A 12061-nucleotide genomic window follows, 5' to 3' on the forward strand; every position below is an offset into this window, starting at 1 on the left:
TCCAAGAGGACTCCTGATGAGCATCGGTTCGTTCGACAAGCAGGTATGGCAGCAAATCGTCGGCTCATTGACGGGCGACGCCACGTTGATGCCCGTTTCTCCGTCGTTCAACGGTCGCCCTGCTGCCGCACACGCCGGTGCAGGTTCAGGTTCAAGTTCAGCGGAGGGGTTGCCGCCCGCCGCTACCGTCATCGTCCACGGACGAGCCAGCCCAATCACGATCACCGTATCGTGGGCCGACGCGACCGCATGCCGATACCTTGAGCAGACCTGGCGCGAGGGCGTAGCGCGCCGACCCGGCGCATGCGCGTTGTCGAACGAACCCGTCCGTATCGGCGACCCCGTCTACCGCCCGATCCCCGTCGCACCTCGTCCGTCGAACCACAGTTCGATGATCCTCTCTTCAGTCGTTGATCGACTCTACGCCTGGGAGCCCGGATCGATTCACGCGTCGACGACCAGCGAGTCCGAAGCAGCCAGCCAGAACTTCAGCTCCGCCGACACCGGGTTGCCTTGCTTGTCGAAGTAGTGGTCCTGCCATGAATCGTCGCTTGCCAGCGAAGTCCAGGCGTCATTCGCATTCTTCGCGAGCCACCAGCGCCATGCATAGTGATCGTAGATGTCCAGCGCGTTAGCGGCATAAGCCTGTGCCAGCGCACGATGGCCTTTGATGATCGCCATGTTTTCGTCGTTGTTGTACGACGCCTGATACCCGAGGTTGTGGCTTCCGGTCACGACCACGCAGTTATCGGAGAACGGATCGATCACAATCAGTTTGCTATGCGTGACGGCAAAGCCGATCTTGTTGAGTTCTCTTTCCCAGACACCGATCGGATCCTTGACGCCTGTCGCGGGGATGACCCGATAGTCCTCGGGCACCTTTTCTTGCGGAAGGTCAGAACCGGTTTTATCGCCCTTGGCTGCATCGCTCTTGATGGCGACGGCGAAGGCGTCGGCGGCCTTTGAAACGGTCACCGTACCGCGCACAAACAGGTCCGCGTTCGCATTCTGCGCCTTGGCGATCTCTTCGATGATGCTCGGCGAACCGGGTTCGAAAGCGACAAACAGAATCGCCTGCTTGGCCGCAGCAATCAACGCAAACACTTCGGCGAGATCGGGAGGCACGGCTTCGCCATCGTGCTTTTTTGCGCGGACATGCTCAGTGTTCGGAGAGAACCAGAGATCGACGGTGCCGCTACCGTCTTCAAGCTCAATGCTGACCGGGCCGTTCGCGTCGGCATCGCGCAGCGTGGCAGCCTGCTTGCCTTTGCCACCGGCTGCGTCTGTATCTGCCTTTAGCCGGTTCCAGTAGTCCATGTACGCGGCTGCCATCTTCGGCGAGCGCGCGATGATCGAGTTATTCGACTGCGCGCACAAAGCGCGATCCGTCCAGTTCGTCGAACCGAACTGCACCGCGGCCGGACCGTTGACGTCGAGAATTGTGAACTTGTTATGGCCGATATGTCCGCCCGGCATCATACGGTCCGTCACGTTGACGCCTGCCTGATGCGCCTGGGCACGCTCGGGCGCGTACACATCGTTAGTGCTCGCATCATCGACCTTGCCGGGCATATTGGACAGGATCACGTTCGCGTTGCCCGCGAGCGGTGTGAGTGCGCCGATCAGTTGCGTGTCTTCGAACTCATACAGAGCGCAATACACCTTGCCGTTGTGCTGCGCCGCCTCCGTCGGCAATGCAGTCATCGCTTCAATCATGTCGCCGGCAAGATTGGCCCGGAGCGGATCATCGAGGTTGGCGATCCGCTGCGTCACTTCCTGCGCCATCTTCGTGAGGTCATCGTCGTCATGCAGGGCCCTGGCCGTCGCCTGTGTCGCGAGGATGCCGCGATTGAAGTAGGCCGACAGTGTTCCGTAGTCCGGGGAAATCTTGACGATATTCGAAGTGAGCGGAGCGATCAGCAAGGGCTGCAGGCTTCCGGGGGCACCGCCCATCGGAACGATCTTGTACTGATACGAGCCACCGCGTTTGGCCGTGAGGTCTTTCCAGAAGAACTTCTGCACCGGATCCTGCTCGGTCGTGCGATGTGCCGTCGGATCCTGGCCCTTGAACGTCGCGAGCGCGGGCAAGCAGGTTTGCGTGCCGGTCGCCGTATCGATCCGGTAAATCGCAAAGCCCAGACAGTCCTTGATCGTACCGTCGAAGCTCCAGGCTACGACGGCGATATCGTTGTTCGAAAAGGCAACCGATTTCATAGCGCGCTCCTGAAAGAGTGAGACTCTTGTTGTGGACGGGTATCGCTAAGACAGGCGCTGCAGAAAGCCTCGACAGATAGTGTGAGGCGGAGATGTGTCAGTTCGTGTGACGAAAGGGGAGGATTGTTGCGGGTATCGATGTCGCGAGAGTTATCGAAGAGCGGGCAAACGAATTCAGCTCGGCCGCCTGGCGACGAAGTCAATCTCCACCAGCGCGTCGCGCGCCAGCCCAGTTACGCCGATACACGTGCGCGCTGGCAAACGTCCCGCCGGAAAATACGCGGCATAGACGGCGTTCATTGCTGCGTAGTCGCGCTTGAATTCCGTCAGGAAGATGCGGGCGGACAACACGTTCTCCAGCCCGAGTCCAAGTCCTTGGAGCACGATGATGAGGTTGTCCATCACGCGCTGAGTCTGCGCAGCGACACCTTCGGGCAGCGGCGCACTGTCATCGTCGGGCCACGTCGGCATTTGCCCGGTCAGGAACACCCATCCGTCCTGTTCGGCGGCGTGGGAAAACGGGGCGACAGGCGTCGGCGCGCCTTCGATCATCTTGAATTGCGGTGATGATGCCATCAGTGTGTACCGTGTGGATGAGGTCGATTGTCGGGAAGGGCGCATCCGGGCACCGGCGATTGCGGTGCAGTCTGCCGGATACGCTACGTGCCAAACAGTGCTTTGCGAATGATGGCGTGCACCCCCCAGTTGCCGTCGACAACCTGCGTGACGCCGAAGTCGACGGCGACCGACATCAGCGAGATCGCTTCATCCTCGCTCAGTCCCTTGGTCGTCATCAGGAAGCGTCGCGTTTTGATAAATGCATCACGCATCGCGAGGTCGAGCGTCGATTTCTCGTAGACCTTGCTTTGCGCCTGTGCACCGAATTCGGCGAGATAGTTCGCATGACTGAAGCCATGCAATACCCACTCGTCGGCTGTCTCGACGAGCGGATAGGTCAGGTCGGCGAACGGCTGAGCATCCAGTGATGCCTTCTTATGGAGGATCAACTGGAAGTCGCCCGTGAGCGAACACTCGATCGCCGTGCCGCACAATTCCGAATCGCCCTGCGACGCATGCGGGTCGCCGACCGACAACAACGCGCCCGGCACGCCAACGGGCAGATAGACGCTGGCACCCTGCGCGACACGCCAATTGTCGAGATTGCCGCCGAATGTCGATGGCGGAATCGAGTCGATCAGGCCGTTTTGCTGGGGCGCGACTGCAATCAGGCCGAAGTGCGGTCGCACCGGAATCCTGACGTTCTTCAGAATCTCGTGATTTTCGACAACCGTTGAATGATCGACCGGCACACCGGGATAGTCGATCGTCGGATGCACGACACCGAACGGATCGCGCTGCGGCGTCCAGCGGTAGTTGTAGACCGCTCGTGCGTACGCGGGACCGTCTTTCGGTCGCTCTGCATCAAGCTCATAAATCGTGATGACTTCGCGCGGCTTGGGTTCGGTCAGTAGCTCCCGATAGTGAAACCCCCACCAGGCCGCCGCGTTACTGCCGAACGCCCGCCCGCTGAAGCGCGGATTGGCGCATCGGCGAGGGTGTACGTCGAGGATCCTGACTTCGAGCACGTCGCCAGGTTCAGCGCCGCGCACAGCCACCGGACCTGTGCAGATATGCACGCCGAAGCCCTCACCCGCACCGCGCCCATAGATCGATGCGTCGATCGGCCCTGCGCCGCGTCGATTGACGTTCTTGCGTTCCGCCGTCCAGTGAAACACGCTCTCTGCGCCAGGATCGTCGGCGACCATGCGTGCCCAGTCGTCCGAGGCGTGTTGGGTCAGTGTCTCGATCGTTACGGTATCGCCGCTGTCGACCTCGAGCACAGGCTTGAGGTCATGCGAGAAATAGCCCCAATGGACCGTGTTCGCCGACACGCGCAGCAGGTGATGACGTGGCTTGCCCGCGCGACGAGCAGCAGATTTTCCGCCTTCCCCGCGGCTTGTGGCCGGAGCCTTCTCGACGAGCGTTTCCGCATCGTCGAGGGGAGCACGCGCAGGCGGCCGGCCGACAGCGGCGGCACCTTGCGCGTGGGCGATCAGGCTCTCAGCACTGAAAGGCAGTCCGCGCGAAATACGCCTGACGAGATGTCTCGCGAGTTCGAGATTCGCTTCGTGCCGAAACGCGCGCGGCGACGTATGGTATTGCTCGCGAAACGCCCGGCTGAAGTGCGCCGGATCATTGAAGCCCCAGCGGAAGCAGATGTTTGAGATCGACATCTTCATATACAGCGGGTCGATCAGTTCCGCGCGGCAACGCTCGAGCCGACGAATGCGCAGATACGTCGAGAAGCTTTGTCCGACCGCCTCGAACAGCTTCTGCAGATACCGCGGCGACACGCCTTCCTGCTTGGCAAGCGATGCCACGCTCAGGTTCGAATCGCCGAGCTGCGCATCGATGCCACGACAGACGCGCGCAAAGATTGCAGCTTGCGACGTCGTCAGCGCGCCGATGTTTTCATCGAGTTGATGCGCAGAAAGACTCGCGACCATGAACTCGGCGAGTGCGAGTTCGAGAGGTCGCAGATGCGTGACGGATAGCGTCTCGATGCTTTCTGCGATCGATGCGAGAAATCCCGCGAACACGTGACCGATGCCCGCGTCACCTGCAATGTGCCCCGCGCGAATCGCTGCCGGCGCGAGTAGCCTCCCGCTGATCGCTTCACGCGGCACGCGGATGACCAATGCGCGGAAATCCGTCGAGAAAGTCAGCGCCGCATGCTCGCGTGAAGGCAAGTAGACGAGATCATGGACAGCAACACGCGCTTGCCGACCATTGGCAGTCAACGTGGCGGCCCCGTCGAGATTCAGCACGATCAGCAAGCTGTCGACACCCGACGTATTGAGCTCGAGCGTCTGTGCAACCGACGCGAGCACACTCAGGTCGAAGCCACCGATCGATGTGCGCGAGTGCAGCGTGCCGTTGAGTTCGCCACGGGCCGGGAACGCTCCGGCGCGTAAGCCGATGCGGTCGAGCGCGTCTCTCCACGAACGATGGCGCTCGATCTGCGGATACGATTCGGTGGTAAAGCGCAGTAAGTCCAACGCCAGCTCCGAGGCCATGGATAACGACGCACGTGCGTCTCCATGCGCCTCGAGCGGGGCCTGGTATCGATCGTCGCGAAATCGTTGAGCCGGGCCCGTCATCGAAGCACCCTCGAAGCAACCTTTATGCCATTACATGGCCGGTGACCGCACACACACCGTACCGTTGCCGTGTATCGAGGCGCGACGCGGGCGACAGGCGTCGAGCGCGCCGCGAGCGCTGGACATGTAGCACTCAGGCATGCACCGCGGCGGAGCACGGAGAATCGGGGAGGCCTCAAACCGTGCGCCGCCCGGCGAACATGTTCTTCCGTATCGAACCGTGCACGCCCCAATTACCGTCGACGACCTGCGTAACACCGAAGTCCGCGGCGACGGACATCAGCGCAATGGCTTCGTCCTCGCTTAACCGGTGCACGGTCATCAGAAAGCGGCGCAGCTTGCGAAAGGCGTCCCGCATGGCCTTGTCGAGACTCGCGTGCTGCGCCACCTCGAGTTGTGCGTTCGGGCCCAGTTCCGCGAGATAGTTCGCGAACGTAAAGCCATAGACTGACCACTGATCGTCGGTCTCGAGCATCGGATGCGTAAGGCCTTCGAGGATCGTGCCGCCGAGATCGTTCTTTTTGTGCAGCACGAATTCGAAGTCGCCGGTCAATGACGTTTCGATTGCCGTTCCGCCGAGCTCACTGTCGCCTTGCGCCGCGTGAGGGTCACCCACCGAAAACAAGGCACCGTCGACGGCGACGGGGTAGTACATGCGGGCGCCCTTGCCGACACGCCAGTCGTCGATATTGCCGCCCGTGTGGCCGGGCGGGATCGAGCTGACGAAGTCTGCTTCGGCGGGCGCGACGCCCATGGTGCCGAAGTGCAGACGAGCAGGCACCTTGACGTCAGTCAGTATGTCTTCGCGCTTGCTCACTAGTGTGTGATCGACCTTGACGCCCGGATAGTCGATCGTGTTGTGGACGACGCCGTCAGGATCGGTCTGTGGCGTCCAGACATAGTTGTAGACCGCGCGCGCGAACGGCTCGCCTTGCGTGTCGAGTTCGAAGATTGTTACCACTTCGCGTGGCTTCGGTTCTTCGATCAGGTCGTGATACTGAAAGCCCCACGACGCAGCGACATTCGATCCGAAGCAGCGTCCCTGATAGCACGCGTTGCAGCTCGGACGCGGACGTACGTCGAGGATCCGCACTTCGAGTACGTCGCCGGGTTCCGCGCCTTCGATTGCGACCGGTCCGGTGAGCAGATGGACGCCGACACCTTCTCCAGCGCCGAGCTTGAAGGGCGCATCGGCAGACCCCGCGCCACGACGCGACATGGCTTTGTGTTCACGTGTCCAGTGAAAGACGCTTTCCGCCCCGGGGTCGCCCGCGACCATGCGCTCGTGATCGTCGTTGGCGTGGTGCGTGAGCGTTTCGATTGTGACGCGATCGCCAGACTGGATGACCAGGGTGGGTGCGACAGCCTTGCTGAAGTAGCCCCAATGCATGGTCTTGGGAGACACGGGAAGAGTGTGGTGCTTCATATCGATTGGAACCTTGTCGAAGGCTCCCGCCCGGCGTTGGGATGGCGGGAGGTATGTTCAAGCTCGTTCTGACGGTGTGCGGACGGAGCCGATTTGCCTTGCTCAGGACGCGGGAGCAGGCCGATGCGTCATGCCCGTCATGCCTGTCACGGTTGTTGCGTCCGTCACGTCGAACCCTCAAGCCGTTCGTCGGCGCCCATCACGCTCAGAAAGCGCATCGTCAGCGGATGGCGTGGCCGCGTGAGCACATCGTGCGCATGCCCTTGCTCGACGACCTTGCCGCCGCTCATGAACACGACGCGATCCGCGACCTGATTGGCAAATCGCAACTGGTGCGTCGAGATGATCATGGTCAGACCGTCTTCGACCGCGAGACGCTCGATCACGTCAAGCACTTCGCCGACCAGTTCCGGATCGAGTGCCGAGGTCGGCTCGTCAAGCAGCAGCACACGCGGATTGGGTGCGAGGGCACGCGCGATCGCCACGCGCTGCTGCTGCCCGCCGGACAGATGACGCGGCAACGCATCGGCGCGATGACTAAGTCCGACGCGTTCGAGCAACGCTCGCGCGCGCCGGTCGGCCTCGGCCGGTGCGACGCCGAACACCCAGCGCAATGGCCCCGCAATGTTTTCGCAGGCCGTCAGGTGGCTGAACAGATTGAAGTGCTGAAACACCATGCCGACACCGACGCTCGCACGTTCGTTAGCGATGTCGTGCGGGGTCATCGGCCTGCCGTCGACGCGAATGCCGAGCCGCCGGCCGTCGACCCGAATCTCGCCCGCGTCCCATTGCTCGAGGTGATTGATACAGCGCAACAGCGTGCTCTTGCCGGAGCCGCTTGGACCGAGCAGCACGACCACCTCACCGGTGCGCACCGTCATGTCAAAGCCTTCGAGCACGGTTTGCTTGCCATACGACTTCTGCAGTCCGGTGATCTGCACGGCAGGTGCATGGCGAGAGAGTTCGGCCTCGCGGGCCGCGCGGTCGGGTCGCAGCGGTGACGCCGGGGCACGGCGTGCGCCCGGAGAAAGACCTTCCATTGCTTCGTCCGGTCGCACTTCGGTGTGCGCTTCGGCCTTTACGTCAACGTCTACGTCAGCTTTTACTTCGGCCGTTACCTCAGCCGCCGCAGCGACACGTCGCCACGGCACCCACCTCGAGAGCCGGCCGGAGCTTTTCCGGTCAAGATCCAGCGCCGCCTCGAAGGCCAACTGAATGGCAGCGATGGCGCCGGTCAGCAACAGATACATCAGCCCTGAAGCGAAGAAGATCGAGAAGAAGTCGAACGTCGACGAGGCGAGCTGTGTGCTGCGCAACGTGAGTTCGTCAACAGCGATGACCGACGCGAGCGACGAATTCTTCAGCGCGCTCACCGATTCATTGCCCAACGCCGGCACCATCGTGCGAATGGCTTGTGGCGCGATGACCCGGCGCATCAGCACGGACGGCGTCATGCCGAGCGCCTGCCCCGCAAGCAACTGTCCGCGATCGACGCCGAGGACCCCGGCGCGCAAGATCTCCGCAATAAAAGGCCCTTCGTTCGCTGCGAGCGCAAGACCCGCTGCGCCCAGTGCGCTGAGCTTGAGCCCGATATGCGGAAGGGCGTCGTACGCAAAGACGAGCTGCAGGATCAGCGGCGTGCCGCGAAAGATCACTGTGTAGCTGCGGGCAATCGCAGCAAGCGGGCCGACCCGGCTCAATTGCATGGCGGCGATGACGACCCCGATGACGAGCCCGCCTGCGAGACCGAGCACCGTCACCGCGATCGTGAAGCCAATGCCGCGCAGCAGATACGGCAGCCCGAGATAGTGCAGAAACAATTCCATCAGGTCGACACCGTCAGTTCGAGGCAATCAGTTCGAGGCAATCAATCCGAGGCGATCAGTTCGAGACGATCAGCTTCGGCGTTTCGAGGTTTTCCGCGCCCAGGGACCACTTCTTCAGCAGGTCGTTCTGGATGCCGGCTTTCTGGATCGCCAGGAGGGCATCCATGACGGCGGCGCGGAATTCGGGCTTGTCCTTGGGTACGCCGATACCGATCGAGTAGGGCAGCGTGACGGCCGTTGCCTTTTCGAGCTTGTCGGGATAGGCCTTGACCGCCTGATCGACCGTGTTCACGTCGTTGATATACGTGTCAGCACGGCCCGCGAGAATGGCCTGAATGCAGTTCGCATTGTTGTCATAGAGCTGTATCGAGGCTTCGGGCTTGCTTGCGCTCTTGCATTGCGGAGCGAGGTTCTGAATCAGCGGCACCTCGACATAGCCGGTGTTTTCGGCCGCAGTGGTGCCGCACATCGAAGCGTTGATGCCCGAGATCTTCTTCGGATTGCCCTTGGCCACGAGCACCCCGTCGAACACCTTCGAATAGGTGATGAAGTCCGCGGCTTTGGCGCGTTCTTCAGTCGCATAGATGTCGGAAATCACGATATCGGCCTGGCCGCTTTGCAGCGTCGTCAGCAGCGCTGCGAACGTGACCGGCTTATAGGTCATCGTGAAGCCGAGACAGTTGGCAATGGATTCGCCGAGGTCGATATCGAAGCCGATGTATTTGCTGGGGTCGTTGGGGTCAAGCGCTTCGTACCCGGGCGTGTGCGGGTTGATTGCGTTGACGAGCGTCTTGCCCTTGAGCGCTGGGTACTTGGTTTGCAGCGCTTTGCATTCGGCTGGCGCCGGTGCACCCGCGGCGTGCGCGTGGCCCGAAAGCAGCAATGCGACTAAACAAGCCGCGCCGACGACAAGCTCGCGCGAGCGGCGCGCGACGCCGCTTTTGTCGAGCCAACCCTGTGCGTGTCCGACGAGAGTGAGGTGCATCCCGAAACTCCTGAGCGGCGAATGTCAATGGCGTACCCCATGTAGGCCTTGTTGCATCGCTTCAGCGCAAGAGTAGGTAGAGGAAATTCGGCGGACTTGTTCAGGGGCGAACAAAAGCTTGGATGGGGGTGAAGGGAAGCCACCCGACTCGCTAAAGGACGAGCGGCGCCCCCATCATGAGCTGGGCCACATAGAGAGGAGCATGCAGCGCCGGCTCGCTGTCATCAGAGAGGTATGGATAGAGACCGGGAGGAAGGTCGGCGTTCAGATACAAGGCAATCAGCACGACGGCGTCGATGTCGACGAGCGCTGCAGGGCGCAACATCATGGGCCAGTGATGCGTGTCTTCCATGGCCTCGATCAGGCGCTGGCGGCGCGTGTTCACCATCGTCTGAAACCCTTGCGCGATCAGATCGATGCGATCGTGGTCGCGCTCGACCAGTGCCTGGGCGATCTGGCAATACTCCGCGACGGTCAGCCCCGACGGCTCAAGCACCACGTGACGCTGTCTGGGCGAAGGGGATCCGCCTCCCATCGTTTCGACGGCCCAGCCGAATGGCGGTGAATCGCGCGAGCCGTTATCGCGTCCGATTGGCGCGGCGTATTCGCCGGAGTCGTTTTGAAGATCGAATTCAACGAACTCGTGGCGCCCGTACCATCGGCCGGTGTCGCTGGACCCATCTCGCGTTGACGCGCGGCGGCTCCGCGCCAGCCAACGTGTTTGCAGAATGGCGAGATGTTGCACGGGCGACGCCAGTGACGACGAGAGAAAGGGGTAGGGCCCTACGCTCTGCGGGTCGATGCGCTCATTCTGAGGTGATGCGAGTCCCGCCATCCTTCGGTCATGACGATAGAGGTCGTCTGAGCGGCCCGCGAGCGCAAGCAACACGGCACCGCCAAACACGCCAAGAGTGAGGTAACGGTCCCCGACTGAAGCTAGCCGCGCCGCTGCGGCATCTTGTGCGCGAGCCATAAGCAGGCGCATATACGCGGCATCCCGTAACAATGTCGCCGCGAACGCGCGCTCGCGCACGCCGACTGGAGCGCTGAGGTGCGCGCGTGCGCGTGACAACAAGAAACGGCGTCGGTTGCGCAACTTACCCGGGTCGAATCCGAACGGAGGTTCCATCAGAACAGGTCCCTCAAATTGGAGAGCCGTGCGGGCTCGGTGTATCCGGGGTTCCAGAGGGTCGCCACGGGATCGCGTGTGTCGATCGATCCGTCCCACCACTCGACGCGCTCGATCTGGTTCGACGGTACCCAGCCTTTTGCGGTGACCTCGCCTTCGAGCTGGTATCTCGACCAGCGACGATAGATCAGCAGATCGCGAACGGACTCGGCGACCATATGGTTCTCGACGGCAGCATTGACGCCCGTCAGCACCCAGCAATAAACCAGCGCGCCGGACCGGCTCCAGTTATCCGTCGCAAAGTCGAGCGCAGTGTCGATCGCCGAGTAGTCTTCGTTGTCCCACGCGACGGTGTCACGCCTGACCGCGCCGCTCGCAAGCGAAATAAACGGCGTGCGGCCCCCATACGCCGGGAAATCGTGAATGTGACGATCGAGGTTAGTCTCGGTCAGATGAGCGGCGATGTCGGCGGTCGAGAATGTACCGTGCCCGTTTCGCCATCGGTTGGCCACAATGCCAATGGAGCTGTGTATGAGGTCGAACGCACCAGTCTGCGTAATTCCGCCGTATCCGCCGCCGATTCCCTTGACGCACTTCTGGATGATCATGGCTCACACCCTGCGCCGCTCGAGCGCATCGATGATCAGATGGAACAGCTCGTCGGGTGCCGTGGTCATGCCGAATGCCCCTGGCGGCCGCACGCGTGTCGGGTCACCGACATAGAAGATCAGCGTCGGCCCGAGCATCGCCGTACGAATCGGGGTGATCAGAGCCAGCCCGGCGTCACGGTTTCCTCCGCGCGACATATTCGACAGGACGACGTCGTACACGCCCGTCTGCAGTTGATGCAGCGCGATGTGGTCATTGATAGCGAGATCGACGATGGATCCGAGCGAGATGAGAACCTGGATTTCGTTCCGGTTGTTCTCCGGCGCGCTGTCGATCCATAAGAAGCGCGCCCGTTCAAAATAGGGCTTGGCGTTTTCAAGGCGCCGGACGATCCTGTCGCGCTCGTGTTCGGGCAGTTCGACGCCCTGAGCGAGCGCGGCTTCATGCACGCCGGTGCTCAGTTCGATTTCAAGTCCGGCCACGCCGATTTTTGTCGCCCGTGAGAGAAACTGCTTGAGTCCCCAATCGCCGAGCCAGAACAGCAGCACGATCACGATCAGCAGCCAGATCAGGCTCGGCAGGATCGGGATGAACTCATGCCATGGAATGCCCGCGTGAGTCGCCTGTGTGACATGAACCTCGTACGTGGTGTGGTCCATCGCCCGTCCTTGTTGATCAGGAACCGATTCGGTGGGACTTCGCAGTGATACG

Annotated in this window: 8 protein-coding genes and 3 pseudogenes; 1 reads left to right on the forward strand and 10 read right to left on the reverse strand. The window is 61.7% G+C overall.

The window, feature by feature from the left end:
- The first annotated feature begins 88 nt into the window (after positions 1-88).
- Entirely contained in the window at positions 89-529 is a 441-nt protein-coding gene (locus ACMFWR_RS04740) for a DUF3331 domain-containing protein (RefSeq protein WP_413194785.1), read from the forward strand.
- On the opposite strand, the gene ACMFWR_RS04745 is transcribed toward ACMFWR_RS04740, so the two are convergent.
- The 10 genes and pseudogenes from ACMFWR_RS04745 to ACMFWR_RS04790 all read right to left on the reverse strand — a co-directional run bounded on the left by ACMFWR_RS04745 (position 445) and on the right by ACMFWR_RS04790 (position 12009).
- Positions 445-2214: a phospholipase D-like domain-containing protein gene (locus ACMFWR_RS04745; protein ID WP_413193865.1), complete on the reverse strand. Its 1770-nt coding sequence runs from the start codon at positions 2212-2214 to the stop codon at positions 445-447. The two genes, ACMFWR_RS04740 and ACMFWR_RS04745, sit on opposite strands and share 85 nt — an antisense overlap.
- Before the next feature lie 174 nt (positions 2215-2388).
- Positions 2389-2790, reverse strand: a complete 402-nt coding sequence (locus ACMFWR_RS04750; protein WP_413193866.1) for a RidA family protein — start codon at positions 2788-2790, stop codon at positions 2389-2391.
- An 83-nt stretch (positions 2791-2873) separates the two neighbouring features.
- A pseudogene (locus ACMFWR_RS04755) lies at positions 2874-4142 on the reverse strand (acetamidase/formamidase family protein); the annotation flags it as partial.
- A gap of 104 nt (positions 4143-4246) precedes the next feature.
- Positions 4247-5273, reverse strand: a pseudogene (locus tag ACMFWR_RS04760) (AraC family transcriptional regulator); the annotation flags it as partial.
- A gap of 277 nt (positions 5274-5550) precedes the next feature.
- Positions 5551-6846: pseudogene (locus ACMFWR_RS04765) on the reverse strand (acetamidase/formamidase family protein); the annotation flags it as partial.
- 119 nt (positions 6847-6965) lie between these two features.
- Positions 6966-8627, reverse strand: a complete 1662-nt coding sequence (locus ACMFWR_RS04770; protein ID WP_413193867.1) for an amino acid ABC transporter permease/ATP-binding protein — start codon at positions 8625-8627, stop codon at positions 6966-6968.
- Positions 8628-8682: 55 nt separating this feature from the next.
- Positions 8683-9612, reverse strand: a complete 930-nt coding sequence (locus ACMFWR_RS04775; RefSeq protein ID WP_413193868.1) for an ABC transporter substrate-binding protein — start codon at positions 9610-9612, stop codon at positions 8683-8685.
- A 151-nt stretch (positions 9613-9763) separates the two neighbouring features.
- On the reverse strand, positions 9764-10741 hold the full coding sequence (locus ACMFWR_RS04780; RefSeq protein ID WP_413193869.1) for a hypothetical protein: 978 nt from the start codon (positions 10739-10741) through the stop codon (positions 9764-9766).
- Positions 10741-11349, reverse strand: coding sequence for a hypothetical protein (locus ACMFWR_RS04785; protein ID WP_413193870.1), 609 nt, complete (start codon positions 11347-11349; stop codon positions 10741-10743). The genes ACMFWR_RS04780 and ACMFWR_RS04785 overlap by 1 nt, the downstream gene beginning before the upstream one ends.
- 3 nt (positions 11350-11352) lie before the next feature.
- Complete coding sequence (locus ACMFWR_RS04790; protein ID WP_413193871.1) at positions 11353-12009, reverse strand: hypothetical protein; 657 nt, start codon at positions 12007-12009, stop codon at positions 11353-11355.
- Positions 12010-12061: the final 52 nt, after the last annotated feature.

Source organism: Pararobbsia alpina (genome assembly GCF_965118125.1).
Taxonomy (GTDB): domain Bacteria; phylum Pseudomonadota; class Gammaproteobacteria; order Burkholderiales; family Burkholderiaceae; genus Pararobbsia; species Pararobbsia alpina_A.

Coding starts and splice junctions, on each gene's coding strand:
- ACMFWR_RS04785 (WP_413193870.1), bottom strand. CDS start 11,349: ATGATCATCCAGAAGTGCGTCAAGGGAATCGGCGGCGGATACGGCGGA.
- ACMFWR_RS04770 (WP_413193867.1), bottom strand. CDS start 8,627: ATGGAATTGTTTCTGCACTATCTCGGGCTGCCGTATCTGCTGCGCGGC.
- ACMFWR_RS04790 (WP_413193871.1), bottom strand. CDS start 12,009: ATGGACCACACCACGTACGAGGTTCATGTCACACAGGCGACTCACGCG.
- ACMFWR_RS04775 (WP_413193868.1), bottom strand. CDS start 9,612: ATGCACCTCACTCTCGTCGGACACGCACAGGGTTGGCTCGACAAAAGC.
- ACMFWR_RS04750 (WP_413193866.1), bottom strand. CDS start 2,790: ATGGCATCATCACCGCAATTCAAGATGATCGAAGGCGCGCCGACGCCT.
- ACMFWR_RS04745 (WP_413193865.1), bottom strand. CDS start 2,214: ATGAAATCGGTTGCCTTTTCGAACAACGATATCGCCGTCGTAGCCTGG.
- ACMFWR_RS04780 (WP_413193869.1), bottom strand. CDS start 10,741: ATGGAACCTCCGTTCGGATTCGACCCGGGTAAGTTGCGCAACCGACGC.
- ACMFWR_RS04740 (WP_413194785.1), top strand. CDS start 89: ATGCCCGTTTCTCCGTCGTTCAACGGTCGCCCTGCTGCCGCACACGCC.